Annotated in this window: 26 protein-coding genes and 1 tRNA gene; 17 read left to right on the top strand and 10 right to left on the bottom strand. The window is 47.6% G+C overall.

The window, feature by feature from the left end; all coding sequences use genetic code 11:
• The first annotated feature begins 34 nt into the window (after nucleotides 1-34).
• Nucleotides 35-1,402 (top strand): guanitoxin biosynthesis MATE family efflux transporter GntT, encoded by a 1,368-nt coding sequence (gene gntT, locus D082_RS05540; protein ID WP_051738918.1) that lies wholly within the window; start codon nucleotides 35-37, stop codon nucleotides 1,400-1,402.
• On the opposite strand, the gene crtR is transcribed toward gntT, so the two are convergent.
• Complete coding sequence (gene crtR / locus D082_RS05535) at nucleotides 1,395-2,336, bottom strand: beta-carotene hydroxylase (RefSeq protein ID WP_202963108.1); 942 nt, start codon at nucleotides 2,334-2,336, stop codon at nucleotides 1,395-1,397. The two genes, gntT and crtR, sit on opposite strands and share 8 nt — an antisense overlap.
• 341 nt (nucleotides 2,337-2,677) lie before the next feature.
• Here crtR and D082_RS05530 point away from each other — a divergent pair, with 341 nt between their 5' ends.
• The 6 genes from D082_RS05530 (at nucleotide 2,678) to D082_RS05505 (ending at nucleotide 6,070) form a co-directional block, all read left to right on the top strand.
• Nucleotides 2,678-2,890, top strand: coding sequence for a chlorophyll a/b-binding protein (locus D082_RS05530; RefSeq protein WP_028948721.1), 213 nt, complete (start codon nucleotides 2,678-2,680; stop codon nucleotides 2,888-2,890).
• A gap of 128 nt (nucleotides 2,891-3,018) precedes the next feature.
• The gene (locus D082_RS05525) at nucleotides 3,019-3,270 is read left to right on the top strand and encodes a hypothetical protein (protein ID WP_028948720.1); all 252 of its coding nucleotides are present in this window, start codon (nucleotides 3,019-3,021) and stop codon (nucleotides 3,268-3,270) included.
• Between the two features lie 222 nt (nucleotides 3,271-3,492).
• Nucleotides 3,493-4,164 (top strand): sigma-70 family RNA polymerase sigma factor, encoded by a 672-nt coding sequence (locus D082_RS05520; protein WP_202963101.1) that lies wholly within the window; start codon nucleotides 3,493-3,495, stop codon nucleotides 4,162-4,164.
• Nucleotides 4,165-4,350: 186 nt separating this feature from the next.
• A complete protein-coding gene (locus tag D082_RS05515) occupies nucleotides 4,351-4,893 on the top strand; it encodes an anti-sigma factor (RefSeq protein WP_238546858.1) in 543 nt (180 codons plus the stop codon).
• A 23-nt stretch (nucleotides 4,894-4,916) separates the two neighbouring features.
• Nucleotides 4,917-5,912, top strand: coding sequence for a permease (locus tag D082_RS05510; RefSeq protein WP_028948718.1), 996 nt, complete (start codon nucleotides 4,917-4,919; stop codon nucleotides 5,910-5,912).
• Between the two features lie 77 nt (nucleotides 5,913-5,989).
• Nucleotides 5,990-6,070, top strand: a tRNA-Leu gene (locus tag D082_RS05505).
• A gap of 202 nt (nucleotides 6,071-6,272) precedes the next feature.
• Here D082_RS05505 and D082_RS05500 read toward each other — a convergent pair.
• The 3 genes from D082_RS05500 to D082_RS05490 form a co-directional block, all read right to left on the bottom strand.
• Complete coding sequence (locus D082_RS05500; RefSeq protein ID WP_028948717.1) at nucleotides 6,273-7,499, bottom strand: glycosyltransferase family 4 protein; 1,227 nt, start codon at nucleotides 7,497-7,499, stop codon at nucleotides 6,273-6,275.
• The gene (locus D082_RS05495; protein ID WP_038531364.1) at nucleotides 7,499-7,705 is read right to left on the bottom strand and encodes a twin-arginine translocase TatA/TatE family subunit; all 207 of its coding nucleotides are present in this window, start codon (nucleotides 7,703-7,705) and stop codon (nucleotides 7,499-7,501) included. Before D082_RS05495 ends, D082_RS05500 begins: the two co-directional genes overlap by 1 nt.
• A 125-nt stretch (nucleotides 7,706-7,830) precedes the next feature.
• Nucleotides 7,831-9,264 (bottom strand): YdiU family protein, encoded by a 1,434-nt coding sequence (locus D082_RS05490; RefSeq protein WP_028948715.1) that lies wholly within the window; start codon nucleotides 9,262-9,264, stop codon nucleotides 7,831-7,833.
• A gap of 169 nt (nucleotides 9,265-9,433) precedes the next feature.
• On the opposite strand from D082_RS05490, the gene sat reads away from it, so the two are divergent.
• On the top strand, nucleotides 9,434-10,606 hold the full coding sequence (gene sat, locus D082_RS05485) for a sulfate adenylyltransferase (RefSeq protein ID WP_028948714.1): 1,173 nt from the start codon (nucleotides 9,434-9,436) through the stop codon (nucleotides 10,604-10,606).
• Nucleotides 10,607-10,642: 36 nt separating this feature from the next.
• A complete protein-coding gene (locus tag D082_RS05480) occupies nucleotides 10,643-11,713 on the top strand; it encodes a glycosyltransferase (protein WP_238546857.1) in 1,071 nt (356 codons plus the stop codon).
• Nucleotides 11,714-11,822: 109 nt separating this feature from the next.
• Here the strand turns inward: D082_RS05480 and D082_RS17630 are convergent, their stop codons facing one another.
• From D082_RS17630 to chlP, 3 genes are all read right to left on the bottom strand, one after another.
• Entirely contained in the window at nucleotides 11,823-11,960 is a 138-nt protein-coding gene (locus tag D082_RS17630) for a DUF2281 domain-containing protein (RefSeq protein ID WP_255356948.1), read from the bottom strand.
• 237 nt (nucleotides 11,961-12,197) lie between these two features.
• A complete protein-coding gene (locus tag D082_RS05475) occupies nucleotides 12,198-13,640 on the bottom strand; it encodes a P-loop NTPase fold protein (RefSeq protein ID WP_051738689.1) in 1,443 nt (480 codons plus the stop codon).
• A 98-nt stretch (nucleotides 13,641-13,738) separates the two neighbouring features.
• Nucleotides 13,739-14,962 carry a geranylgeranyl reductase gene (gene chlP, locus D082_RS05470; protein ID WP_028948712.1) on the bottom strand — a complete coding sequence of 408 codons (1,224 nt, stop codon included), beginning with the start codon at nucleotides 14,960-14,962 and terminating at the stop codon, nucleotides 13,739-13,741.
• 387 nt (nucleotides 14,963-15,349) lie between these two features.
• On the opposite strand from chlP, the gene D082_RS05465 reads away from it, so the two are divergent.
• The 5 genes from D082_RS05465 (at nucleotide 15,350) to D082_RS05445 (ending at nucleotide 18,757) form a co-directional block, all read left to right on the top strand.
• Nucleotides 15,350-16,489 carry an iron-containing alcohol dehydrogenase family protein gene (locus D082_RS05465; RefSeq protein ID WP_028948711.1) on the top strand — a complete coding sequence of 380 codons (1,140 nt, stop codon included), beginning with the start codon at nucleotides 15,350-15,352 and terminating at the stop codon, nucleotides 16,487-16,489.
• 35 nt (nucleotides 16,490-16,524) lie between these two features.
• Complete coding sequence (locus tag D082_RS05460; RefSeq protein WP_038530313.1) at nucleotides 16,525-17,361, top strand: lipopolysaccharide assembly protein LapA domain-containing protein; 837 nt, start codon at nucleotides 16,525-16,527, stop codon at nucleotides 17,359-17,361.
• 139 nt (nucleotides 17,362-17,500) lie between these two features.
• On the top strand, nucleotides 17,501-17,815 hold the full coding sequence (locus D082_RS05455) for a TMEM165/GDT1 family protein (RefSeq protein ID WP_028948709.1): 315 nt from the start codon (nucleotides 17,501-17,503) through the stop codon (nucleotides 17,813-17,815).
• A 131-nt stretch (nucleotides 17,816-17,946) separates the two neighbouring features.
• Entirely contained in the window at nucleotides 17,947-18,456 is a 510-nt protein-coding gene (locus D082_RS05450; RefSeq protein ID WP_028948708.1) for a glutathione peroxidase, read from the top strand.
• Nucleotides 18,457-18,490: 34 nt separating this feature from the next.
• Nucleotides 18,491-18,757, top strand: a complete 267-nt coding sequence (locus tag D082_RS05445) for a DUF3493 domain-containing protein (RefSeq protein WP_028948707.1) — start codon at nucleotides 18,491-18,493, stop codon at nucleotides 18,755-18,757.
• 83 nt (nucleotides 18,758-18,840) lie between these two features.
• Here the strand turns inward: D082_RS05445 and D082_RS05440 are convergent, their stop codons facing one another.
• A complete protein-coding gene (locus D082_RS05440; protein ID WP_028948706.1) occupies nucleotides 18,841-20,931 on the bottom strand; it encodes an EAL domain-containing protein in 2,091 nt (696 codons plus the stop codon).
• A 334-nt stretch (nucleotides 20,932-21,265) separates the two neighbouring features.
• On the opposite strand from D082_RS05440, the gene D082_RS05435 reads away from it, so the two are divergent.
• Nucleotides 21,266-22,219: an orange carotenoid-binding protein gene (locus tag D082_RS05435; RefSeq protein WP_028948705.1), complete on the top strand. Its 954-nt coding sequence runs from the start codon at nucleotides 21,266-21,268 to the stop codon at nucleotides 22,217-22,219.
• Nucleotides 22,220-22,386: 167 nt separating this feature from the next.
• A complete protein-coding gene (locus D082_RS05430; RefSeq protein WP_038530309.1) occupies nucleotides 22,387-22,716 on the top strand; it encodes a fluorescence recovery protein in 330 nt (109 codons plus the stop codon).
• Nucleotides 22,717-22,752: 36 nt separating this feature from the next.
• On the opposite strand, the gene ribBA is transcribed toward D082_RS05430, so the two are convergent.
• On the bottom strand, nucleotides 22,753-24,408 hold the full coding sequence (gene ribBA / locus D082_RS05425; RefSeq protein ID WP_028948703.1) for a bifunctional 3,4-dihydroxy-2-butanone-4-phosphate synthase/GTP cyclohydrolase II: 1,656 nt from the start codon (nucleotides 24,406-24,408) through the stop codon (nucleotides 22,753-22,755).
• A gap of 270 nt (nucleotides 24,409-24,678) precedes the next feature.
• On the opposite strand from ribBA, the gene D082_RS05420 reads away from it, so the two are divergent.
• Nucleotides 24,679-25,413: a glycoside hydrolase family protein gene (locus tag D082_RS05420; RefSeq protein ID WP_028948702.1), complete on the top strand. Its 735-nt coding sequence runs from the start codon at nucleotides 24,679-24,681 to the stop codon at nucleotides 25,411-25,413.
• A gap of 20 nt (nucleotides 25,414-25,433) precedes the next feature.
• Here the strand turns inward: D082_RS05420 and hisF are convergent, their stop codons facing one another.
• Nucleotides 25,434-26,231, bottom strand: a complete 798-nt coding sequence (hisF, locus tag D082_RS05415) for an imidazole glycerol phosphate synthase subunit HisF (RefSeq protein ID WP_028948701.1) — start codon at nucleotides 26,229-26,231, stop codon at nucleotides 25,434-25,436.
• Nucleotides 26,232-26,267 lie beyond the last annotated feature (36 nt).

The following is a 26,267-nucleotide window of genomic DNA, read 5'->3' as shown; positions in this document are numbered from 1 at the left end:
TTTTGCTTGGCCGCTGACCAGTTTAGAAGTCTTTATGAATCTTGCCCTGCCTAGCCAGTATCAATTCTTACCCCGCTTTTTTCGCCTAGCCACTATTGCTGTTCTTTCCAATATGATGGTGCCCTTAGCTGGGTTAGTGGACACAGCTTTTTTGGGCCATCTAGAAGACATTGATTATTTAGCAGGGGTGATCCTCGGCTCGATTTTGTTTGATTACCTCTACCGGGTCCTAAAATTCTTGCGCACCAGCACCACAGCCCTCACAGCCCAGGCAGTGGGGGAAGAAGACCAGGCGGAGATATGGGTGGCGGGATTAAGGAGTGCTTTGGTAGCCCTATTGTTGGGTTTGGGCATTTTAGCCCTGCAATATCCCTTGCAGAAATTCGGTTTTGCCCTGTTAACCGGCGCTCCAGGGGTAGAACAATCGGGAATGGATTATTTTTACGGCCGGATTTGGGGGGCTCCGGCGGTGCTGCTCAATTTTGTCATCTTGGGCTGGCTATTGGGACAAGAACGCAATGGTTTAGTTTTGCTCATTTCCCTGGTGGCTAATTTTTCCAACGTTGGTCTGGACTATTTGATGATTAACCGTTGGGGGTGGGCTAGTGCGGGGGCCGGTTGGGCCACTGCCAGTAGTCAGTATTTAGCTCTGGCCATAGGTTTGATCTCCATTGTGGTCCTAGCCCAAGGGGAAAAAGAGAAGGGAGAGTTTAAAGCGGCGATCGCCAAATTGTCGGATTGGGGAGCGTTGCGGGCCACCATTGCCCTGAAAGGAAATATTTTGATCCGCTTTGTGGTGTTGATCACCACCTATTCTTTATTCACCAATATCAGCTCAAGTTTTGGCACGGAAGTCTTGGCCCAAAACGGTTTACTCCTGCAAATTGCCCTACTCAGTCAATTCACCATCCAGGGGGTAGGCATGACCAACCAAACCCTGACTGGTAATTTCAAAAGTAAAGGGGAATATCAACTACTATTGCCGGTTTTACTCACCGCCATTGGTACCACCTTAGTAATGGCCCTAGGATTTGCCGCCGTGGCGATCATTTTTCCGGAAACCCTATTCGGAATTTTAACCAACCACGCAGAAATTAACGACAGTGTTCGTCAATACACCATCTGGCTATTGCCCCTGTTGGAAACCACCGCCCTAGCTTTTATGCTGGAAGGCTATTTTATTGGGCTCAAAGCTTCCCAACCCCTGCGGAACGCAGTGTTATTTTCTTTCCTACTCATTTATCTACCCTGTCTGGGCCTAGCCATTTGGCAACAGAGCAACAATTTGCTTTGGTTTTCCCTCGTCTCCTACATGCTGGGGCTAGTGGCCTATCTTGGCTGGCAGTTAATAACCCGGTTTTCTCCCGAAATATTGGCCTTAGAAGCCAAACAGCCTAGCTGAATTTATCGGAGGATGGGGACTTTTGATGGCCATGAAAACGAATGCCAAGGAAAACGTCGTATAGGAAACTCCAGAAATTTTTCCCTTCCAGCAATCCTAGGGACTGCTCACAACCCTTCTCATCCAAAATGGGCTTGGTGATGCGGTAGGTGTTCTGATAATGGTACCAGGGGATAGAAGGCCAAAGGTGGTGGATGAGGTGATAGTTTTGCCCGAAAATGAGCCAGTTTAAAATGGGGCTGGGATAAACTCTGGCATTTTTCCAGCGGTTGCGCTCTTGGAAAGGTCGATGGGGCAGGTAATCAAAAAACAGCCCCAGGGCAATACCAACAATCAAGGCTGGCACGAACCAGTAGTTCATGACAAAGCCAATGAAGCCGTAATGAATACCGAGAAAAACAATGGTAAATAGCACCAGACGACTTAGAAACCACTCCAGCAACTCGTATTTGCGCCATAGTTGCCGTTTAAAGAAAAAGATCTCGTGGTAGAAAAACCGGGCCGCAATCAGAAACAGGGGACCACCGGTAGAAACAAAATGGTCTGGGTCATTCTCCGGGTCATTGACGTTGGCATGGTGTTGCAGATGTACCCGGGTAAACACTGGGAAGGCAAAGCCTAACATTAAGGCACTACCGTGGCCCAGTACTGAATTAACGACAGTGTTACGGTGGGCAGCATTGTGAGAAGCGTCGTGGATTACTGTGCCCGAAAGGTGCAATGCCAAGACCGAACAACTAAAACAGAGCCAGTGGGGGAGTCCCCATTGCCAGTAACCAAAAATGTTAACGAGCATTAAGAGAATGGCTATCCCGAACATGGCCACGTTGGGATTAAAGCCGCCGTCCGCCTGTAAAAATTGCTTTGGGACAGCTTGGGAAACGGTTTGCAGCGGTTGGGTCGCCTGCATTACTATGACGGACTCCTGGCACACGAAATGGGACGCACTTCTGGTCAGTTTATAGCAAAAATGCTGGGGAAAGGAAGCCAACCAGAGAAAAAGAACATCCTCCAAAGGGCTGCTCCTCTCTCTGCTGGATCAGCTCCGGTGCTGCCGACTGGACATTGCTGAGGTTACGTAAATGTAGCTAAAAATATGTCTCCTCTCAGAATTTAGATAAAAAGCCCAAACTTAGACGGAATAAGGGATAAGCCCATCCACAAGAAAGCTTCTTGGTCAATCACCTTGACAAAAATCTTAACAATACGTTACATTTATTTACATAAGGTTACAAAACCAAAACACCAATCTCCTAATCTATAGGGAAAACAATTATGACTAGCCGCGGATTTCGCCTGGATCAAGACAACCGTCTCAACAACTTCGCCATTGAACCCCCTGTGTACGTTGACAGCAGTGTTCAGGCTGGCTGGACTGAGTATGCAGAGAAAATGAATGGTCGTTTTGCCATGATCGGCTTTATTTCCCTCCTGGCAATGGAAGTGGTTACTGGCCACGGCATTGTGGGTTGGTTACTGTCCCTGTAATTTTTTGCAATTTTCCGATTAAGTTTCATAGGCGATTTGCCAACGCCAGACTCGCCTACAGGAACCCCCTGATCGCCGAAGGACTCTCCTTCCCCCACTAAAAGTGAAAAAAAGTAAGAGGTAAAACTATGAACGCCGATACCGATATTTATCAAAATAAAGATTTGTTCGCCCCCGTTGTCTTCCGCAGAGATTTTAACGAGTTTGCCCCCATCAACGGCAACCAAGCCTGGTCTTTGTTCTTTACTGCCGGGCAAGAAGATAAACAGTTGGGCAACAGTCCTGAATTAGGCCGCTTTTTCACTAATACTCTCCTGGCGATCGGTACTGCCACCTTTATTTGGGGCTACTTCTTTAGCCGCTGGGCTGATTTTCTCTAGAATCATGGCCCGTCGCGATCGAATAAAAGATTTCTTTGCCATAGCATCACTAACACCCTTGATACTGGGTGTTATTTTTTTGCGAATATTTGACTGGAAAACCTTGAACGGGAAGAAAATTGGTCTAACTTTACAAAACCTTTAAATTTTTTGGCAAAAGCCTGTCATTCTAGAAACTCTTACGGTATCCTTACGTCAACTAGCCTATGTGAGGAGTCAGCCGTGTTGGGTAAATCCATGAATCAAGCCATCAATGCCAACTGGGCGATCGAAGGAGATGGAGGCAAATTAAGCGCCCTTTCCCCGGAATCGTTGACTAATGTTGACTTAATTCTACTTTGTCAGCAAAAGACCCGCCCCGATAGCACTGCGTTTAATGAGTTGCTCCGGCGCTACCAGTCCCATGTGGATAAGATCCTCTATCACCTAGCCCCCGACTGGCAAGACCGGGCCGACCTAGCCCAGGAAGTTTGGATTCGGGTTTATCGTAATATCCACCGCCTAAACGAGCCGGTCAAATTCAAAGGTTGGCTCAGTCGCATTGCCACTAACCTTTTTTATGATGAGTTACGCAAGCGCAAACGGGTTAGCCATCCCATCTCCCTCGATGCTCCCCGGCGCATGGATGACGGCGAAATTGATTGGGACATTGAGTCGGACTATCCCAGCCCCGATGAAACTTTATCCACTGCTGAATTTTATGAGCGTTTGCGTTCGGCTATTAAGGACTTACCTGAAGCTTTCCGCACCACCATTATCCTGCGGGAGATTGACGGTTTGGCCTATGAAGAAATTGCTGAAATTACCGGGGTTTCCTTGGGAACGGTTAAATCCCGCATTGCTCGGGCCCGGGCAAAACTACAGACTTTTCTACAGCCCTATTTAGTTTCCTGAGCCTACCCCAAACATTGAATCCTGATTTTTCCCCTACCAGTAATGGTCTTGATTATTGGTGTTAGTCCCATCACCCTTGGGTTCAGGGAGTGTCCAACTTTGTGAGGAGTGAGTCAGCCAAAGTTAGTTAACAAAAAGCTAATTCACTATTGCTTATCGGTGGAGATTCCCCCGAAGAGGTTTACTATGAATTCAAAATTTGACTTTGATTACCCACGGCAGTTTTGGGATAAAGCTGAAGATGGGCAAGAGGACTTTGGGTTCGATGAGAGATTTGAGCTTTTGAGTGCCTATATTGATGGGGAAGTGACTCCCCAGGAGAGAAAATTGGTGCAAAGCTGGATCGATAATGATCCGGAGTTTAAGCAGACCTATCTAGGCTTGATTCGTTTGCAAAAGGCCTTACCCCTGGTGCCGGTGCCGCCGACCATTGATGCTGACCTATTAGCTCAAAAGGTATTTGCCAAGCTAGAACAGGAAAATCGTTGGCGGGGAATTTGGTTTTGGGGCAGTCTGACCGCCGCCGCTGTGGTGGTGGCCGCCTACTCTAGTATTGTGGGGAAACCCTTGGACCCTTCTCTGAATCAGGCCAATTTGGATCCGGCGATCGTAGCAATGGACGATGACCCTTTAATGATTGCCATCCATGAGCCAATGTTCGAGGTGCTGACGAAAGTTGACTCTGGCGACGGGACCCACGATGGGGGAGTGGAACAAGGGGAGCGTTAATTTGATTTTTCCTTTGCCCCCGGATGACTAATTTGGCTTCATTTAATCTTTTTTTTAATTTGCTGGGCAGTGCCCTCCTGCTGTCTCTGCCCTGGCTTTTGCTGGGGATTATTATTTCCAGTACCTTTTTGATCTGGACGGATGAGCAGAAATGGGTGGCTAATTTTCCCCGTAATCGTCTGCTTAGTAGTTTGGTGGGAAGTGCCTTGGGCGTGTTGCTTCCCCTCGGGGCTGTGGGCAGTGTGCCTTTGGTGAGGAGGTTATTGTTGCAGGGAGCTCCCATTCCTCTGGTCATCAGTTTTTTGGTGGCAGCGCCGACTTTAAATTTTTTTGCCATTGTCAGGATTTTGTCTTCTCCCCAATCCCAGTATGGTTTGATTTTCCTCTGTATTTCCTTTACTTGGTTAATGGCCATTGTGATGGGTTTGGTGTTTAGTCCTTACCGTTTGGCCCGTCAACAGACAGAGGAGGAGGAAACGGCACTGGTGAATATCCCTCTATTGCGATCGGGAGCTTTAATTGTGCTCGAGTCTTCGATGGATACTTCTCCAAGGCAGGGGGGATTGGTTTTTGCCAGTGGGGTTAACCCGGTGGCGGATTTTTCTTGGCCTCAGAAGTTATATCTTTTTGGCCGTAACATCATTGAGGAATTTCAGGAATTTGGCGGCGTTTTAGTTATCGGTACGGCGATCGCCTGTGGCATTACCCTTTTCTTACCCCAGGAGTGGTTACTGCAATGGGCTGGGCTGGGGCCGGTGCGGCAAACAATACTGATGATGGGTTGGTCATTGATTTTGCCCCTGGGAAATTTTAGTGATCCTGACTTGTTAACACCTTTGGCGGACCAACTGTGGCGGGGATCTATGGTTGGTTTCCTATTACTGGGGAGCATTTTCAACTTACAGACCATCGGCCTTTGGTTAGTGACCCTGAGATTGCGCCCCCTGAGCTATTTACTAATCTTGGTGGGGCTATCGGTTTTTCTTTTCGCTATGGTGACCAATTATTACCTGACTTAAAACTGAAGCTGGGTAGAAAAATTTGCCCTTGGAGGGTATTTAACTGGGGGAACTGCCGTGATATTATTAGAACTAACGCGGATGTGGCGGAATTGGTATACGCGCACGTTTGAGGGGCGTGTGGCTTTGCCTTGCGAGTTCGAGTCTCGCCATCCGCATTTTTTTTGTTTTAAAACAAGTAAAAACTGCCCCACCTTTGCTCAACATTGGTGGGGTTTTTCTGTGGGATTACTCAGTTCTTTTGAGTTCTCTCTAACCCTTGGGATTAACTATAGTCAATCAAAGTAAGATTGAGACGACTAGGGTCTTTACCAATGACGCTTTTAGCGCCGGTCAGTGTCTTACTCTCAATTAAATCAACTATAGGTCTGCTAGCCACTGTAATTGTTGGGGTAAGCAGATCGTTTTCAGGTCGTACTTCGCCTCAATTAAATTGCGGGCATTCCTTCCCAACCGTTGCCTTTCCTCTGCATTGGCCAATAGTTCACAAACGGTTTTAGCAATGGCTGAATAGTCAAAGAAGTCCACCAGCCGGCCCGTTTCTCCATCGGCGATTACTTCCCGCACCGGAGCTGTGTTACTGGCGGCGATCGCACAGCCACAGGCCATGGATTCTAGTAAACTCCAGGACAACACAAAGGGATAGCTGAGATAAACGTGGACAGTGGAAATTTGCAGAAGATTGATGAAATAGCTATAGGGGATGGTGCCGAGAAAATAGAGACGATTTAACTGCTCCGGCGTTAGTTTTGGTTTAACCTCGTCGAGGAAAATATCCCGCCAGGAACGATCGCCTGGGGGCTTGGCTCCATAACTCACCCCATTACCCCCAACAATTAGCACCTTAGCCTGGGGTCGGTTAGCCAAAATTTCCGGCAGGGAGCGCATAAAACTGTGGTAGCCCCGGTAAGGCTCCAGGTTGCGATTGACGAAGGTAATGATCTCGTCACTGCGGTTGAGGGTGATTTGATTGTTAAAAGTAAGGCTGGCATCGGCGTTAGGGCGCAAAACATTGGTGTCAATGCCATCGTGGATAACCGTTAATTTGGAGCGAAAAGGTTCGGGAAAGGAATCCGCTTGCCATTGGGTGGGGGCCAAGCCGCCATCGGCAATGTCAAAATGGAGATAATGGTTAAGATTTTTCCAACGAATGCGACAAACTTCTGTTTCGTCAACGCTGGCAAATTCCGGGTCAAAGCTGGTGTCGTAGCCGGATGCATGGTAGAAAAATTCGCAGTAAATGCCCAATTTTGTTTCGGGCCACACATCTTTGACGAATAAACTTTCCCCCCAACCGGGGTTAGAAATGATAACGTCGGGGTTGAAACCCTCTTGTTTTAATTGTCGGGCTTGATGGAAAACCGATTCTGCCCGGATAGTTTTCGTTTCAAAATCCACCAGCCAAGGATGAATGTTGGGGGTACTGCCCCGGCCCGGAAAGTAGTTGATCAACTTCACCCCTTGCCACTGTTGGGGGACGTTTTTTTGCATGACCATGGCCACCACCTGATGCCCTTGGGCTACTAAAGCGGGGGCTAGATGTTTAAATTGCCCAGGAAAATTTTGGTGCAGAAAAAGAAAGTTCATTATTTTTTCTTGGCCGTAGGATCGCCCTCCCCTAGTTCCACGTCCACTACCTCGGTGCTATCCACATCTTGGGTTTGTAACTCTTCCTTAAAGCCCCGTAGGGTTTTACCCAATGCTCCCCCCAGTTCTGGGATTCTTTTAGGGCCAAAAATGATGATTACTACCCCTAAAATCAGCAGAATTTCTGGCCAACCTAATCCAAACATTTTTTGCTCCTGGATGGTCACAACGTCATCCCATCATACTCTGAAGGTTTACCCAAATCGGGCTTCAGTCCCTTGGGGCAAACCGTCCCAGGTTGTGATCCTGCAAATTTCTGCCATTGGGAAAACTAATTTCCTGTTTGCAGTTTCTGTACCAACTCGTTAAATGGTTGCCAATCGTGCTCTTCGGCGATCGCCTCCCAGATGGTTTCAATACGGGGCCGGAGTAGGTCGGTGAGGGGATTAGCCTGCTCAAGAACGATGGGTACTTCCGCCAGGGATTCCGGTGGGAGTTGCTTTAATGCCCGTTGATAAATTGCTCTCCAGGCGGACCAATCTGCCCCGAGTAAATCTACATTTTCCAAAATCAAATCAGCATTCTCCCGCCAACTGGGGCTGAAATACCGACGTAGGTAAGCAAAAAAGTCTGGGTAGCTCCATTGACTTTCGGCTAGGCATTGGAGGGTTTGACCCACTAATTTCTCCGGTAATTCTGGGTCTAGGCGATCGCCTAGGTTGGAGGAAAAACCCAGACGCCGGGTCATTAAATCAATGTAATGGCGCAGATAAATATTTTCGTAGTCTGCTAACACTTCAGTCATTGCTTTACTGGGAATGACTGAACTTAGGGCCGCCTGTAGGCGTTCTAAATTCCAACGACAGATGGCGGGTTGATTACCAAAACGATAACGACCACCGTAGTCAAAATAGGCGGCAATGAAGTTCAAATCGTAGGTGGGAATAAAGCCATAGGGGCCATAATCAAAGCTCTCCCCGGTAATGGACATATTGTCCGTGTTCAAAACGCCATGGCAAAATCCCGCTGCCATCCATTGGGCTGCCAGTTTAGCCACCCTTTCCACTAAAGCTCGGAAAAAAACGATATGGGCTGACCCATCGGAGCTGGAGCCAGAAACCTCTGGATAGTAAGTTGCGATTACGTGATCCAGTAGTTGTGCAATTTGTTCCGTCTGATGATGGTAATGGAGCCGCTCAAAAGTACCAAAGCGAATATGGGAACGACTAAAGCGGATCATCACCGAAGCCCTAGTGGGAGAAGGTTCATCCCCCCGCCAGAGGGAATCCCCCGTTTCCACCAAACTTAGACAGCGGGAAGTGTTTACCCCCAAACGATGTAACGCTTCAGCGGCCAATACCTCCCGCACTCCCCCCTTGAGGGTCAAACGTCCATCTCCCCCCCGGGAATAGGGAGTCTGCCCCGAACCTTTGGTGCCAAAATCAAATAATTCTCCATTAATCCCCCTTACCTGGCCGTAGAGAAAACCTCTCCCATCCCCCAAATTAGGGTTATATTCCCCGAACTGGTAACCGTGGTAGCGGAGAGCAAGAAAAGGTCTTACCCCATGGAACAAACCGAAAGCTTCAACGAAATCATCATCCTTAACCTGACTCGGTTCCAGACCCAACATGGGCAACAGGCGATCGTTGCGGAATCTTAGTTTATGTTCAGGAAAGGTGGCCGCTGGCACTGGATCGAAGAAATCGTTGCCCAGGGACTCTAAGGCAGGTTCGTAGGTCAGATTTAAAAAAGGATTAGTCACAAAACAATACTGATAGTACTAAAAATGTACGCCGCAGTCGATGCAAGCTAATATCAACTCTATCGCTCTTATGGAGTTGAGTTTTGTCGCCCCTCCATGGCAATCTAGTCTGGGGTTTAACCAATTAACATTTTTCCCGATAACCTCCCCTAATCATTACCAATCCACCATGACCACCTCCCCCTCAGCCATTGCCCCCCACGGCGGCCAACTGATTAATCGCCTTGCCCCGGAAGCAGAACGCCAGGAATTTTTGGCGATCGCCGATAAGTTGCCCCGGGTGCAACTGGATGAACGGGCCACATCGGATTTGGTTATGATTGCCATTGGCGGTTTTAGTCCCCTCAAGGGCTTTATGGAGCAGGAAGACTACGAGCTGGTGGTGGAAGAAATGAAACTCAGCAATGGTTTACCTTGGTCGGTGCCGGTGACTTTATCGGTTACAGAGGAAGTGGCCGCCCCTCTAGAAGTAGGCAGTTGGGTGCGGTTGGACAACAGCGCTGGTAAGTTTATCGGTGTGTTGGAGTTGACCCAAAAATACCACTACAACAAAGCCCACGAAGCCAAAAACGTTTACCGCACCGATGACCAAGCCCATCCTGGGGTAAAGGTAGTCTATGACCAAGGCCCCGTTAACCTCGCTGGCCCTATCTGGTTGCTGGAGCGGGAACCCCATCCCCTCTTTCCCAAATACCAAATTGACCCCGCCGCTTCCCGTCAGTTATTTGCCGAGCGGGGCTGGAAAACCATTGTGGGCTTCCAAACCCGTAATCCCATCCATCGGGCCCATGAATATATTCAAAAATGTGCTTTGGAAGTGGTGGATGGCCTCTTTCTCCATCCCCTCGTGGGGGCAACAAAAAGCGATGACATTCCCGCCGATGTGCGGATGCGTTGCTATGAAATTATGTTGGAAAATTATTTCCCCAAAGAGCGGGTCATCCTGGGTATTAACCCCTCCGCCATGCGCTATGCCGGGCCCCGGGAAGCTATTTTCCACGCCCTAATTCGTAAAAACTACGGTTGTACCCATTTCATCGTTGGTCGGGACCATGCCGGGGTGGGGGACTATTACGGCACCTACGATGCCCAGGAAATTTTTGACGAGTTTGCTCCGGAAGCCCTCGGCATTGTGCCGATGAAGTTCGAGCACGCTTTCTACTGTAAAAAGACCCTGCAAATGGCCACCACCAAAACTAGCCCCAGTGCCCCGGAAGATCGTATCCATCTTTCCGGCACTAAGGTGAGGGCGTTATTGCGGGATGGCCAATTGCCGCCGCCGGAATTCTCCCGTCCCGAAGTGGCGCAGGAATTAATTCGGGCTATGCAGGGGGAAAGCTAAAGGAATAAGGGGAGTTGCTCCCTAAATCCTTGGACATTGAACATTAATATGCGCCTATTGTTCGTTTCTAGTCCCGTCAGTTCCCTCAACTCTGGACGGTTGGGGGGAGTGGCTCTCAATTTAAAAAACATCACCCGCACTATGGTCAGCCGTGGCCATGAAGTTAAAATTGTCGCCCCCACTGGATCGGCGATCGCCGGTTTGCCCATCCAAGAGATTACCGGGGCATTGCAACCGTTAATTCCAGAGCCGACCTACCATGATCCAGTCTTGATGCCGGAAGATGCAGTGGTGGCCCATATGTGGGACTACGTTAGGGAGGTGGAGCAAAATTATGACTTAATTGTCGATTTTGGCTACGAATGGCTACCTTTTTACCTCTCCCCCTTTTTACAGCGGCCGGTGTTGCACTACGTTTGCATTAGCTCCTGGAATGCCGTCATGGACCAGGCGATCGCCCGCGTAGCCCAGTTATGTCCCGGTACTTTGGGAGCCCACACCCACGCCCAGGCGGAAACCTATTCAGTGGCAGATTCTTTCCGGATTTTGAGCAGTGGCATAGATTTAGACCAGTACCAATTCAGAGCCAAAGCGGACAAAACTCTAGCTTGGGCCGGTCGCATTTCCCCGGAAAAGGGTTTAGAAGATGCCTTTGCGGTGGCTCAAATAACCAATCTGCCTTTGCAAGTTTTTGGTTATCTCCAAGATGAACAATATTGGCAGTCTCTCCAACAAAATTATCCCCAAGCCCAGGTGGAATATAAAGGCTTTTTGCCCACTGCTGAATTCCAACAGGCTTTGGGTCAGTGCCAAGCCCTACTAATGACCCACAAATGGGTGGAGGCTTTTGGTCGAGTGGCGTTGGAGGCCCTTGCCTGTGGGGTGCCGGTAATTTCCTATGACCGGGGCGGCCCCAAAGAAATTGTGGAAACCGGGCAAACGGGCTTTTTAGTTACCCCCGATGATGTCCAAGGTTTAGTGGCCGCAGTCGAAAAAATAGCCACCATTGACCGTGGCCATTGCCGCCAAGTGGCCGATCGCCGTTATTCCCTACCAGCCTATGGCGATCGTCTGGAAGAATGGTTTGAGGAAATACTCAACTCGTAAACGGAAAATGCTAACAACATCAACAATTTTGGCCAAAATAAAAGGGCAGGGCTGAATCTTAATCGAGAGTTCACTACTCATCAAATTCTTCTAAGGGAGCATCAAAGTCTTAGGGCAGAGGCAAGACAAAAGTTCCTTTCATTGATCCTGCCAATGGCTTTTTAGGTGTATTTAAGGATTTATTCATTAAATACTCAGCATAGTGTAAAAGCTCGATTTTTAGGTCATTGCGAAGTTTTTCGACAATGTTTAATAGGGCAGTTTCAGTGGTTATTTGAAAATTCTTAAATTCTTGAACTTAATGTAATTGGTCACTTTTTATGGTTTATAAATGAGCTAATTGTTGTTGTAGAATTCCTTGAAAATTTTTCATATTTGCTCATTTAAAAAGTAGATTATATAAATTGATTTTATAGTGGAATACGAGTCTCCAACCCATTCTAAGCTGTGCATTTTTGGTCACTGAATTATTAAAAATAAACAATCAATTAATATTAAATTGATGTAATAGCTCGATTTGTTCAAATACTATCTTCCTAAAGTTTCGACCACTGCTATTCCCCCATCTTAATTCTGCTCTTATTTCATTAATACGATTAGAAAGCGCTTGTGTATCGGCAGTTTGTTGGTAATTAGGATAACTAGAATTGTTTTTTCTATGAGATGTAATGGATGATTCATATTGAGTAATTAGTTTTGGTTCTTTTTCTGCGTCATCAGCAAAAATAATCAAATAAGAAATTATATCAATCAGAATAAAAACAGAGAATCCAATATATTTATTTCTCGATTTTTCTAATTCCCGAAAAATAAAACCAATAACTTGTTCTAAGAGTATAGGATTGTGCTTATACTCTCTGTAGAGTCTTTCATTGTAGTATCTTAAAGTTAAGAGAGTTATCAAAATTGGCGCGAGAACAAAAGTACTATCAGGAGTAGATGACAATACTAATTTTACTCTTGTCGTCAAAAGATTAATGTCTCTTAACTTAAAATCAAAAGTATTTGCCATAAATAGCGTAAAATTAATTAAATCTTTCTTTTGATTACCTCCATTTCTTCTTTTTTGATAAAAATCATCAATGAACAAATTTGTAAATTGACTTTCAATATATTTTTTGTAATCAGGTTCTTTTAGAGAATAGTCTAAGTCAATAAAGCGATTCAAATATCTTTTAGAATTGAAATTATTTCCGTAAACAGCACAAATGCTATGAGCAAGCTGTTCCATATCTGTTGACAAGATAAAAATTAATCGCTCAGTACTGAACAAATGCTTGATTCTTTCTAGTAATTCAATGGCATAAGTCGGGCGACAACGATCTAATTCATCAACAAAAATAATTAGATTATTTTGTTCCTCTGGTAACTTATCCACCACCTTTTTGATTACATCTTTGAATTGCGTAATTGCTTGAGACTTTTCATTAAATTTATCTATTAAATCTCCCGTAATTTCTCCAAATAAGTCACTCAAAACTTTTTCACAATCTTTTTCAATATCCAAAATACCAGCAGTAGCTAATTTCACTCCCGCGATGGCAGATCGTTTTAATAATTTAGGTACTATTTTTTGTTTAAAATCACGCCATACTTCATGCTTGAGATATACATCATCTAAAGATTGTACCCATTTATCTAGTTTAGATATCAAAGCAATAAGAGGGTCTTCAGCAAAGTCTGTTTCCCAGGCATTAAAAAAAATTACTTTTAAACTTTTATTTTCCAGATAGTTGTGCCACAACTTAACAAAGGTTGTTTTTCCTGTTCCCCAAGGAGCATCAATCGCTAACACAAAAGGGTCTTCAACTTTGCATACAATCTGGGTTAAGTTTTCAATTTCTTCCTTGCGGTCTAACAGATCATTATCAAAAGGATACTTAGGAAGATTAGGATTAATTTCAATATCTCTAGGCTTAAGTCGCATAACTTAAAAATTTCATAAAAATAAGACAATAAAAAGGTGAGCCGAAACTCACCTCTTTACTTTATTGAAAAATTAGTTAAATCAGCAAGTCATTAGCATTAAGGAGCCAAGGCATTACCCCGAAGCAGGCTACCAATGGTTTTAGCGGTAATCTTCATCTGCACCAAGGGATTAGCCGGCACAACGGTTTTGTACAGGTAACTATCAAAAGTTAGCTTTTGCACGTCGATGTCGGAACACATTTCCACAAAGGCTTCCCTGGTGGCATCGGTGCGGTAAAAGACCCGTTGCAAAATATCCAATACCAAATAGGTAGCGCCGTAGCGTTTATCCCATTGTTTGATGTATTGTTTCAAATCTGCTTCGGTGGGTACCCGTTGACCATTATTGCTAGTGGCGACAATGGTTTCCGCACACATGCGGGCTGATTTCGCGGCAAAGTAAATGCCTTCCCCAGAGGATTTGGTGACGGTACCAGCGGCATCCCCCACTAGGGCCACCCGACCAACCACCCGCCGGGGCCGGGGATGTTCAGGAATGGGATGGGCTTCTACTTTGATGATTTCACCGCCTTCCAATTTTTTAGCAGCCCGGGTGCGGATGCCAGCCTGTAAGTCTTTGATGCGGGCTTTGTTCACCTTCATGGTGCCCGTACCCACTGCTACGTGGTCATATTTGGGGAATACCCAGGCGTAGAAGTCAGGGGAAACGTCATCGCCCACATACATCTCAGCCAACTCGTCGTAGTAGGCCATTTTGTCTTCCGGCAGACGAATCCGTTCTTGGAAGGCGATCGCATAGTTGTAATCCCCAGCGTCAATGGCTTTGGCAATGCGGGAGTTAGCGCCGTCAGCCCCAATCACCACATCTACTTTTAGGGTTTTCATTTCCCCGGTGGTGCCGCCCACACTGTGATCAGCGTAGTGGAGGGTGTAGGGGTCGCTATCTTTGCTGGGAATATCTAATTTGTAAACGGTGCCGTTAATGACTTTCGTACCTAGTTTTTCTGCCCGTTCCCGGAGAAAACCATCTAGCACTTCCCGACGGCACATACCGATATATTCATCGTCTTTGAGGGTCTGGCCGATGTTAACCTCGATGTTGGAAGGGGAGATCATCTTCATCTTCCGCACCCGGCGGTCAATAATTTCCGGGGGAAGGTCGAACTCGTCCACCATACAGAGGGGAATTGCTCCACCACAGGGTTTGGCGTTGTCTAGCTTACGCTCAAACAGGTAGGTTTCAATTCCGGCTTTTACTAAAATTTCGGCGGCGGAAGAACCAGCGGGGCCTCCTCCAACGACTGCTACCCGTAATACCAAAGCCTTTCTCCTAAATTTTTCTTATAACAAAGTCAGCGAGTACGAATCGCATCCTATCACGGTCTTTTTGCTTAGGGGTAGGCGATCGCCGTTGGGACGGCAAAGTTGCAATAGAGCTTTACAAAACCGTTACAAAACTTCACGGTATACCCTGAAACCATAGTCTGGGAACAGTTTTAACCATTGATTTAACTTGGGGAAAAGAAAAAACTCCCCTGGGGCTGTGTCGATGTCAGTGGGGGAAGAACTGGGACTAGGCCACAAGAATTTTCTGTTTTTCTTTACAATAGTTTTTAGCGAATTACTATCAATGATTTTCCCTAATCAATGCCATCGGGTTTAGCCGTAATGCTTTGATTGCAGGGCATTTTCCATTCCCCTTTGACCATGGTCCCATTAACGTCGTCCTCCCCTCAACCGTTGTCTTCCCTGGCGATCGCCCCCACGGTGGTGATCCGTAGTGCTTTGGCCGAAGCGGGGGCAGCTTTACAAAAATTGGGCAGTAAATGTTTGGTGGTGACGGGCAACCACAGTGGAAAGTTGGTGGAAAAGCCGTTGCGGATGCTGGAAAAAAACCATGGCTTAAATTTTCCTGTGGCAAGCTATCTGCCCGATTGTGCGGAATCTTCCCTAGAGCAATTACGGAGCCGAGTCAGTCAGGAACAGCCGGATTTTATTTTGGGCATTGGGGGAGGCAAAGCCTTAGATACGGCCAAATTGTTAGCCCAGCAAACAGAATTGGCGATCGCCACTGTGCCCACCTCCGCCGCCACCTGTGCAGGTTGGACTGCCTTGGCCAATGTTTACAACGAAGCGGGGGCTTTTCGCTATGACGTGGCCCTAGACCGATGCCCAGATTTGTTGATTGTGGATTATGAACTAATCCAACGGGCTGAACCGAGATTACTAATTGCTGGCATTGGAGATGCGATCGCCAAATGGTATGAAGCCTCCGTCAGCAGTGGTCAATCCAGCGACACTTTCACCGTGGCCGCTGTACAACAGGCCCGGATTCTAAGAGATATTTTGCTGCAGAAATCCGCTGAAGCCCTAGCCAAACCAGGTAGCGAAACCTGGCGGGAAGTGGTAGATGCCAGCTTACTGATGGCTGGAGTTATCGGTGGTCTAGGGGGCGCTAACTGCCGGACCGTCGCAGCCCATGCTGTCCACAACGGTTTGACCCAATTGCCCCAGGCCCACCATGCCCTCCACGGGGAAAAAGTTGCCTACGGAATTTTGGTGCAGTTACGGTTGGAAGAATTGACCAGTGGTAATCGACTGGCCGCCACCGCCCGCCGCCAATTACTGAGCTTTTACGACCAGATCGGTTTACCCAAAACCTTGGCAGATTTAGGTCTAGGGCAAATTTCCCTTGAGGAATTGCGCCAAACGGCGGACTTTACCTGCTTGCCTGAATCAGACATTCACCGTTTACCGTTTACCGTTACCCCAGAAACGTTAATGGCAGCCATGGTTTCCACGCTGGTGGAGCAGGATAATAGTCGGCAACTCTCCCCCCAGTTGTAGGCTGGAGTTATTGCCCGGCGATTATTTGGTGAACAATGCAAGGTTTACTACTTATTTTTTTGATAGCAACAGGATTAATTTTTTTCCTGCAAAATCGGCAACCGATACAACTCAACTTTTTCGGCACCACCGCCGAGTCTGCCCTGGCTAGCTTCACTCTGCCTCTGGGTTTATGGGTAGTGCTATTTCTCACCCTAGGCGTTGTGGCTAGTGTCTTGATTAACGGCCTAAGCTCCCTCGGCCAGCCTAAAGCTAGAACACAAAATTTCCGTTCCAATCCTCCCCGGCGATCGCCACCGGAATCCTTTGGCCCCCCCCCGGCTACTCCCCCTAGCCCCCAACAACCACCGGAACCAGCCACCATGAAGGAAGAGTGGGATTGGGATGAACCGGAACCAGATTTAGCCGATTGGAATGATGCCAAGCCCCCTGCCCGGAGCCAACCGAAACTCCAAAACTCCCCTCGTCAAACTGTCAGAAATGTTAGGCCGTTTTCTCCGGAGCCGCCGGAACCACCTGAAGCAAAGGAATCTGTGACTCCCGGGGACAACGAAAGTAATGATTTTTCTCCTACCCCTGTTTCCCCGGAGAAAATTGCCCCCCCGCCTCCGAGGGAACCTTTGCCGGATTTACGCCAGTTTGAAGTGCCCCAAACTCCTAGAAATACCACACAGCAAGGCTCTATCTATTCTCAGCAATATCGCCCAGCCCGATCCAGTGGGGTTAAAGCAAGCAAAAATGAAGAATCAGCCAGTAACGCTCCCCCCACAGGCAATGTCTATGACGCCCCTTACCGGGTAATTGATTCTGCCCCCAATTCCTCTGTCAGCCAGGAAGATAATACCGTAGATGAGGAAGAAGACTGGATTTGAACAGCTAAGCCGCAGTAAAGAATCAAAAATGTTTCTTGTCCCCTGAATCCGTTAGGCTGTCCACAGGGGTGGGGGCGATTAGCTTCCGTGTCCCGACTACTGCTGTGATTGCAATTGAGTTAAAGTTAAACTAACCACCGTGAGCCAAGAGCAACCTGACTCCGCCTCCCCCAATTATTTTCGCCCGGTATTCTTCTCCACCTTTCTAACCATCTTTCTAGCGGAAATGGGGGACAAAACCCAACTGAGTACCCTACTGATCAGCGCTGAGTCCCAGGCCCCCTGGATAGTTTTTGCCGGCTCAGCCTTGGCTCTCATTTCCACCAGCCTATTGGGGGTTTCCCTGGGTTATTGGATTGCCCGTAGACTTGATCCGAAAATTTTAGATTTCTGTGTGGCTCTCCTATTACTCTTAATTGCCGGATTACTGATGGGGGATGTGGTCAGCGCCTAATCTCTTTCCCGTAAACCCCTTACAATTGACCTCCGTCTCCCTGCCATGGTTTTTGCTAGACTACATGGGTCACAATTAGACTTGCCAAGGCAAATAAGCTCACTTTCACTATCTTTCCCTTACTAATTTCTATGACTGCCCAAGCCAATAACACAATCTACGGTTTTTCTGCCAATGCCTTGGATGGTTCCCCCGTCGCCCTAAGGAATTTTGAAGGGAAGGTACTGTTAGTTGTGAACACCGCCAGCCAATGCGGTTTTACTCCCCAATACCAAGGACTCCAGGCTTTACAGGACAGATTTGGCGATCGGGGTTTTACCGTACTCGGTTTCCCTTGCAATCAGTTTGGACAACAGGAACCCGGTGGTCCGGGGGAAATCAGAAGCTTTTGTGAAACCCGTTATGGTGTGACCTTTCCCCTATTTGCAAAGGTGGAAGTAAATGGCCCCAATGCCCATCCCCTATTTCGATTTCTGACCGAAGCTAGCCCCGGCATGGCCATCCCCTTTTTGGGCAGTGCAACGGATATTAAATGGAATTTCACCAAATTTTTGGTTGATTGCCAGGGGAAAGTAGTCAAACGCTATGGCTCCATGACCAAACCGGATGAAATTGCGGCGGATATTGAAAAATTGCTCTAAAATCCTAATTTTCTGCCCTAATTCCTGAAAAACTTTGCCAGACAATAAAAAACAGTTTGAACGCTTAAAAGCCGAGGCCGAGGCTCCCTATCGAGGTTTCCGCAAATTTATTTACTTGGGCCTGGGGGCTTCTGGGCTGATTGGGGTATTTATTTTCAGCCTCCGACTTTTGGCCGGTTATGAACCCAGGGAAATTCTTCCCAATTTGTCCTTGCAATTGGGGGTGGTAGCTCTGATGGGCTGGCTGTTTCGGTTAGAATCTGGCAAAAACAATGGAGACAATGGAGAAAATAAAAATTAGCCAAGCACACTGCTTTTACTTTGGTATTAAATAGAGTGTGGCCATAGAAAAATGGATCTAATTTCATTGATCAACAAAGTGCCCTAACCAAGGCAAAATCTTTGGAAATTTCCAGCCGCCAGAAAAGCCGTAATTTCCGCCTCGGAAAGGGGATGGCTGAACCAATAGCCCTGCATTTCTCGGCACCCTAATTCGTGGAGACGATGGGCCTGAGATTCCTCTTCTATGCCCTCGGCAATAATGTTTAAGTTAAAACCATTGCCCAATAGCAACATGGCCTGAATAATAGCTGCATCCTTAGGGGTATGTAAAATATCTTTGGTAAAGGAACGGTCAATTTTTAGGGTATTAAAAGGGAATGTTTTCAGATAGGAAAGGGATGAGTAACCTGTACCAAAGTCATCCATAGATAGGCGAATACCATGGGATTGCAGGGCATTGAGTAAATTTTGGGTAGCGGTCACATTCTGCATGACAATATTCTCTGTTATTTCCACCTCAAGGCGATGGGGAGGGAGGGAAGATTCCTCCAAGATCCGTAAAATTGTCGGTAATAAATCCGGTGCTTGGAACTGTTTAGGAGAGAGATTAATAGCAATGCGAAAATCATCGTCCACCGCCGGAGCCCAACCCTGAAAATGTTGAAAAGCCGTACGCATAATCCACTCACCAACAGGAATAATCAAGCCAGTGGTTTCTAGCAAACCAATAAACAATGCTGGAGGAACTAAACCTTGGATTGGGTGTTGCCAACGGATTAGAGCTTCCACCCCACAGAGACGACCTGCTTCCACATCGATAATGGGCTGATAGTAGAGCAAAAATTCGTCTTTTTCCAAAGCCTGGTGTAGGGCGTGCTCCAGTTGAATTCTTTCTAGATGGTCACTGTTCATGGACTCTTCATAGAAGCAATACTGCCTACTACCAATATCTTTGACTTCGTTTAAGGCCACTCCCACCCGATTTAGTAATGTTTCGACGTTATCGCCATGGTGAGGATAACAGGCAATGCCAGCATAGCCCTGGAGATAGAGGGGATTATTGGCAATGAAAAAAGGTCTTTTGAGCACGGCTAACAAGCGCCGGACAAAAACCTCAATTTCTTCTAGATTACGGCAAGATTGGATGAGTAGAATAAAAGTATCACCCCGCCAACGACAAAGTAAATCTTCCAAACGTACATGGGCAGATAATCTTTCGGTGATAATTTTTAGCACTTCATCGGCAACGCTATGCCCCAGTAGATCATTTAAGGATTGTAGTTCTCGAAAACCTAAAAGCACCAATCCTAAAACGCTGTTTTGATTTTGAACATTGCTTAAAACTTTGCCTAGTTCCTGCTTGAATAAAAAACGGTTGGGTAAATCTGTCAACGGATCGTAAAAAGCTTGATAATGAATCGATTGTTCAATTACTTTGCGCTCAGTGATATCGAAAATATAACTACGAATAAACTGGCTTTCGGCAGGGTAATGAATATGTTGTTCATAGAATTTATCTCCTATTTGTACTTCCCTGGTCCGGAGATAGTAGATGGGTGCATCTTCTCCCTGGGGAATAATATCCTTGAGAAGAGGATGGGTCATGGAATCTTCCCGAAGGGAAGGAAATTTTTCTTTAGTAGCTGTGTTCAAATAAGTCAGATTACCAAAGTAATCAATCTCCACCATGGGATAAGGACTATATTCAATACAGGCGGCCAGTTTTGCTAGTTGTTCGTGGCTCAGCTGAGAAAGATCATTTTCTTGGCCAATCAAGGTGATGTCCCATTGTTCCTGGGGAAAATGCTCGGATAAATCCGGGGTCAGTCGTTGGCGATCGCCGGACCCGGAGAGGCTATCTTTGGGGTCGCTGGGGATAGCCTGGTAAAAAATTTGAATATCTTCCGATAGGGCGATGACATCCCCATGGACAAGCTCATAATCCAAATGAGATTCACCGTTGACCCACACTCCATTACGACTGCGATGGCCTTCCAAATCTCCATCAATGATGTGAAAAGAAATGTCCAAGTTAGGGTTGATTTTCTTGATCAGGGTGGCGTGGCGACGGGAAATTTGGGGGGAAGGGATAACAATGCTATTGCTGGGATGACGGCCAATGGAATAACAGGAATTTTGTAAACGAATAACCTTCTTAAACGAAGGCGAGTCAACAACCAATTGGTAGAGCATAGAAGCATTGCTAGAGAAAAAGTCCAAGCGGCAAGAAAACATTCCCAGGGAGCGATCGCCTTGGTAATTATTGCCTATATCCCGGGGTCGCTGTTAGTTAAGAGAAAACAACAAAGGGGGCAATCTGATTTGTATCCATTGATTCCATCAATTAATTTTCCTAACCAATAGTAGCCGAAGTAATAATTATCTCACCACTATTACTTGGCTTGATTGTCCTTGATCTGGGACAAACCATTGGTAAAAATCTGGGTCATCATTCGGTTTTCCGATCCCAAGGGGGCCCACCAAACCGTGGTAGATTCGGGGGAAAGTTGATTCATCTATAAAACCTATGCCATTCACCATTGACTCTGCCCGTGGAATTTTCCCCAACACCCTAGCTGCAGACGTTGTGCCTGCCACCATTGCCCGTTTTTCCCAGCTTAATGCCGAAGATCAGCTGGCTTTGATTTGGTTTGCCTATCTAGAAATGGGCAAGACCCTCACCATTGCTGCCCCCGGGGCCGCCAGTATGCAGCTAGCAGAAAATGCCCTCAAAGAAATTCAAGGCATGACTCCCCTACAACAGACCCAGGCCATGTGTGACTTGGCTAACCGGGCTGATACTCCCCTGTGCCGCACCTACGCTAGTTGGTCTCCCAACATCAAATTAGGCTTCTGGTATCGTTTAGGGGAATTGATGGAGCAGGGCCTTGTGGCTCCTATTCCCGCTGGGTACCAACTTTCTGCCAACGCCAACGCCGTACTGGCCACCATCCAAGGTTTAGAGTCCGGTCAACAGATTACCGTATTGCGAAACGCCGTGGTGGATATGGGCTTCACTGTCGGTAAAGATATTAAGCGCATTGCTGAACCCGTTGTCCCCCCCCAGGACACCGCCAGCCGCACCAAAGTCACCATTGAGGGGGTAACCAATGCCACCGTCCTGAACTACATGGACAACCTCAATGCCAACGATTTCGATACCTTAATTGAATTATTCACCTCCGACGGCGCCCTCCAGCCTCCTTTCCAACGCCCCATTGTTGGCAAAGAGAATGTGCTCCGCTTTTTCCGGGAAGAGTGCCAAAATCTGAAATTGATCCCGGAGCGGGGAGTGACCGAACCGGCCGAAGATGGTTTCACCCAAATTAAAGTTACCGGTAAAGTGCAAACTCCTTGGTTTGGCGGCAACGTGGGCATGAACATCGCCTGGCGCTTCCTCCTCAACCCCGAAGGAAAAATCTTCTTCGTGGCGATCGATCTGCTTGCTTCCCCCAAAGAATTGCTTAACTTCGCCCGCTAAAATAATAAACCATTGGAACCCAGTCCTGTCCCAATCCACTAGGGAAGGGAGGACATTGACTAGGAAGATAATTAGCAAAAATACCCTTAACTGTGGGCTTCTCGTTGCAGAGTAAGCTCACTTTTTTTATCATGGTAATGATAATTACAAATCTATATCATAAGTTAATGTTACAAACCGCCGAAGCCCCCTGGTCCCAAGCTGAAACCCAGTCTGCCCACGCTCTATTTCGCAAGGCCTATGAAAGGGAGTTGGATGGACTGTTGGCAACGGTGCAGGCCCAAGCTTCCCAGATTACAAAAATTGATGATCTTTGGAAACTCCACGACTTTTTGAGTGCAAAACGCCACGAAATAGACGGTAAGTACGACGATCGCCAGTCGGTGATTGTTTTTGTCTTTGCCCAATTGCTCAAGGAAGGCCTGGTGGAGGCGGAAGAGTTAGCGTTTCTAGCTCCTGATAAGCAATCTAAAATCAAGGCCCTGGCCCGTCTCTGAACCGGGTCAACCCAATCCCGTCACTGTTATCTGTAACTATTCCTCCATGGTTTTGCCGTAGGTGTAAACTGTTTGGCATTGCCATTGGTCCAGAGCGTCGGCGCTGAAATGGTCAAAAGGTAGGCTTTCCCGTTCCAAACTGACCTGTAATGTGCCCATGGGATCTTCTCCTTGGGCTACCAGAAAAGACAGGGACTGCAAATCTGGCCAACTTTTTAGTTGTCCGAGAAAGTTCTTCACTAAAGCAGGGTAGGGAGCGTTGTGATCTTTTTGCCAAGGTTGCCCCGGCGATAAATTCTGGTCCAGCCCCACATGGAAAATTAGGCCGTTTTTGCCAAACAAGGCGATCGCCACGGGCCGATTATCTTCGTGGACCATTAGGGGGGTGCCCTGTAACAAGGCACGGATTTTTTCTAGTTTTTCGTACCGTTGTTGAGACGAAGCTACGTTGGGGGAAAACTTAACGGCGATCGCCAACAGATAGGTTTTGACTAACCAATGGCCGAGCTTTTCCGCCTTGGTAGTCAGGTAATGGGAATTGTAATCATTGGCTTCAATTAACAGGGGTACCCGCTCAACAATTTCTAGCCCATAGCCTTTCAGCCCAGCAATTTTACGGGGATTGTTGGTGATCAAGCGGATTTGTTTGACCCCTAAATCATTGAGCATTTGTGCTCCCATGCCGTAGTCCCGCAGATCCGCCGGAAAACCGAGTCTTTCATTGGCTTCCACCGTGTCATAGCCCAAATCTTGCAGGGAATAGGCCTTGAGTTTATTCACCAAACCGATACCCCGACCTTCCTGGCGCAGGTAAACCACCACCCCCAGGCCATGGTTTTCCAGCATTTTTAGGGCCGCCTGGAGTTGCATACGACAGTCACAGCGCAGGGAACCGAGGGCATCGCCAGTTAAACATTCTGAGTGCATTCGCACCATTACCGGTTGTTGGCCAAACTGGGCCGGGTCGCCCTTAACGATGGCAATGTGTTCCGTTTGATCTAATAAATTGCGGTAAGCATAGAGTTTAAATTCGCCAAACTGACTGGGAAATTGGCAAATGGTCTCCCTTTGCACAAAGCGGTCGTGCTGGAGTCGGTAACTGATTAAATCGGCAATGCTGATCAGCTTGAGGCCATATTTGCGGGCATACTCCACTAGTTCTGGTAGCCGAGCCATGGAACCATCGGCATTTTGAATTTCGCAAATTACCCCCGCTGGATACAGCCCCGCTAGGCGAGATAAATCCACGGCCGCTTCCGTGTGGCCAGCCCGTTTCAGTACTCCCCCAGTTTTGGCCCGCAAGGGAAAAATGTGGCCGGGGCGGGAAAGGTCTTCCGGTTTCGTAACAGGGTTGATGGCAATTTGGATGGTGCGGGCCCGATCCTCGGCGGAAATACCAGTGCTTACCCCCAAATGGGGCGCGGCATCAATGCTGACGGTGAAAGCGGTTTGATTGCTGTCAGTATTTTTGCTCACCATCAAGGGCAAATCCAATTCATCCAGGCGATCGCCAGTCATGGCTAGGCAAATCAAGCCCCGGGCTTCCACCGCCATAAAGTTGATCAAAGGGGGAGTGGCAAATTGGGCTGCACAGATCAAATCCCCTTCATTTTCCCGATTTTCGTCGTCCACCACCACCACGGCCTTGCCCGCTTTAATATCAGCTAGGGCCGAATCAATGGAATCAAACATGGGCGAGTCGGACGGGACATGGGGGACAGAAACGTTCAAGGTGCAGAATAAGGGAAAAGTGAAACTTCGGAAGCTGGGGGAAAGTTGACAACGATGGTCGCAGAAGAATGACTGTTGCAACAATTTGCCTCTGTTAAATATTTTAAAGCTTTTCTGAGAAGGCTTTGGCTTCTTCGCCGTAGGGGATGAATTTCTGTAAAAAGGGGAAACTTATTCTGGCATTGCTAGAGTCCTATGATGGAAAGCGCCCTGGTTCCGCTGGCCCCATCCATGATTGACCACAAATTTTTAGTTGACCCCAATCCCCACTCCCCATCAGATATTTCCTTGGCTAAAAATCGGCCTTGGTTGGCTTCCCCCTGGCCCTGGACCCTGGCGATCGCCATTTTGCTGGGCTGGGGCGGCGTAGCCCTGTGGCAGTCCCCTTGGTCAAAGCTGAAACTACCCACCTTTTCTGGTCAAGTGGAGATTGCGCCCCTGGTGATGGAAGGGGGAGATCCCTATCTACGGGCCTTAATGCGGACGATCAGTGCTAGTGAAGCCAATACACCCCAACCTTATAACGTCATCTATGGAGGGCAACATGTGCGGGATTTGAGCGAACATCCCAACCGTTGCGTCAAGATTTTTATGGGGCCTAATCGGGGCAATTGTAGTACGGCCTCCGGTCGCTATCAGTTTTTGAACACCACCTGGGCAGAAAAAGCCAGTAAATACCACCCCCAGCCCCAAAAGTTTTTGCTCTGGAAAAATTATAGTTTTGAGCCAGAATATCAAGACCAGGTGCTTTACCGTTGGCTGGCGGATAATAATGCTTGGGGCATGGACATTGCCCAACAGTTGCGGGCAGGACGATTAAATCAGGTGTTGGAACACCTTTCCCCCACCTGGACCAGTTTGGGCTACGGCATTGAGGATAATGTGATGACGAGTCGGCTACCGGAACTTTACCAACAGTTGTTGCAGGAGGAATTGCTTTTAGCCCACCACCATCACCACGATTGAAGGGATTTAGGCATCTATTCTCAGTTTTTCCTTTGACCACCTAAACCAGTTTCCCTGACGGGGATTTGTCTTGCCTGTAAAAAGTCTTTCAATTCACTAATGGTTAACTGACCATAGTGCAACAGGGATGCTAGCAGGGCCGCTTGGGCTTTACCCTCGGTAAACGCTTCATAAACATGCTGACAATTACCAGCTCCCCCGGAAGCGATAACCGGAATTTCCACCCGCTCGGCGATCGCCGCTGTCAAGGCTAAATCGTAACCGGCTTGGGTGCCATCTCCGTCCATACTGGTGACCAGCAATTCCCCTGCCCCCCGTTGGGCCACTTCCTCCGCCCAGGCGATCGCATCTAGTCCGGTATTTTCCCGGCCACCCCGTACATACACATCCCAACCCGGGTTATGGGCATCTAAGCGCCGCCGGGCATCGATCGCCACTACAATGCATTGCCGCCCAAAACGGTCACTGGCCCGACTAATAAAGTCCGGGTCCCGCACAGCGGAGGAATTAACACTCACCTTATCTGCCCCGGCCCGGAGTAAATTTTTAATATGTTCCAGCGTAGAAATCCCCCCTCCCACCGTTAGGGGAATAAACACCTCTTCGGCAGTGCGATAGACCACATCGATAATGGTATCCCTTTGCTCATGGGTGGCGGTGATGTCTAAAAAGACCAACTCGTCCGCCCCCGCTTGGTTATAGGCCCGGGCTAGTTCCACCGGATCCCCGGCATCCTGGAGATCAACAAAGTTTATGCCTTTAACCACCCGCCCTGCATTGACATCCAAACAAGGCAGAATCCGTTTCGCTAAGGTCATAGGTTTATTTGAGATGATAATATCGAGCATTGGATA

The sequence above is a fragment of the Synechocystis sp. PCC 6714 genome, assembly GCF_000478825.2.
Lineage (GTDB): Bacteria > Cyanobacteriota > Cyanobacteriia > Cyanobacteriales > Microcystaceae > Synechocystis.
The sequence above is the reverse complement of the archived record's forward strand: the minus strand, read 5'-3'. Positions and strand labels throughout refer to the sequence as shown.

Bases quoted from the DNA above. Each gene is read 5' to 3' on its own strand.
- gntT (WP_051738918.1), top strand. From the start codon at position 35: ATGAATCTTGCCCTGCCTAGCCAGTATCAATTCTTACCCCGCTTTTTT.
- D082_RS05530 (WP_028948721.1), top strand. From the start codon at position 2,678: ATGACTAGCCGCGGATTTCGCCTGGATCAAGACAACCGTCTCAACAAC.
- D082_RS05525 (WP_028948720.1), top strand. From the start codon at position 3,019: ATGAACGCCGATACCGATATTTATCAAAATAAAGATTTGTTCGCCCCC.
- D082_RS05515 (WP_238546858.1), top strand. From the start codon at position 4,351: ATGAATTCAAAATTTGACTTTGATTACCCACGGCAGTTTTGGGATAAA.
- D082_RS05510 (WP_028948718.1), top strand. From the start codon at position 4,917: ATGACTAATTTGGCTTCATTTAATCTTTTTTTTAATTTGCTGGGCAGT.
- D082_RS05500 (WP_028948717.1), bottom strand. From the start codon at position 7,499: ATGAACTTTCTTTTTCTGCACCAAAATTTTCCTGGGCAATTTAAACAT.
- D082_RS05495 (WP_038531364.1), bottom strand. From the start codon at position 7,705: ATGTTTGGATTAGGTTGGCCAGAAATTCTGCTGATTTTAGGGGTAGTA.
- sat (WP_028948714.1), top strand. From the start codon at position 9,434: ATGACCACCTCCCCCTCAGCCATTGCCCCCCACGGCGGCCAACTGATT.
- D082_RS05475 (WP_051738689.1), bottom strand. From the start codon at position 13,640: ATGCGACTTAAGCCTAGAGATATTGAAATTAATCCTAATCTTCCTAAG.
- D082_RS05465 (WP_028948711.1), top strand. From the start codon at position 15,350: ATGGTCCCATTAACGTCGTCCTCCCCTCAACCGTTGTCTTCCCTGGCG.
- D082_RS05460 (WP_038530313.1), top strand. From the start codon at position 16,525: ATGCAAGGTTTACTACTTATTTTTTTGATAGCAACAGGATTAATTTTT.
- D082_RS05450 (WP_028948708.1), top strand. From the start codon at position 17,947: ATGACTGCCCAAGCCAATAACACAATCTACGGTTTTTCTGCCAATGCC.
- D082_RS05440 (WP_028948706.1), bottom strand. From the start codon at position 20,931: ATGCTCTACCAATTGGTTGTTGACTCGCCTTCGTTTAAGAAGGTTATT.
- D082_RS05435 (WP_028948705.1), top strand. From the start codon at position 21,266: ATGCCATTCACCATTGACTCTGCCCGTGGAATTTTCCCCAACACCCTA.
- D082_RS05430 (WP_038530309.1), top strand. From the start codon at position 22,387: ATGTTACAAACCGCCGAAGCCCCCTGGTCCCAAGCTGAAACCCAGTCT.
- ribBA (WP_028948703.1), bottom strand. From the start codon at position 24,408: ATGTTTGATTCCATTGATTCGGCCCTAGCTGATATTAAAGCGGGCAAG.
- D082_RS05420 (WP_028948702.1), top strand. From the start codon at position 24,679: ATGATTGACCACAAATTTTTAGTTGACCCCAATCCCCACTCCCCATCA.
- hisF (WP_028948701.1), bottom strand. From the start codon at position 26,231: ATGACCTTAGCGAAACGGATTCTGCCTTGTTTGGATGTCAATGCAGGG.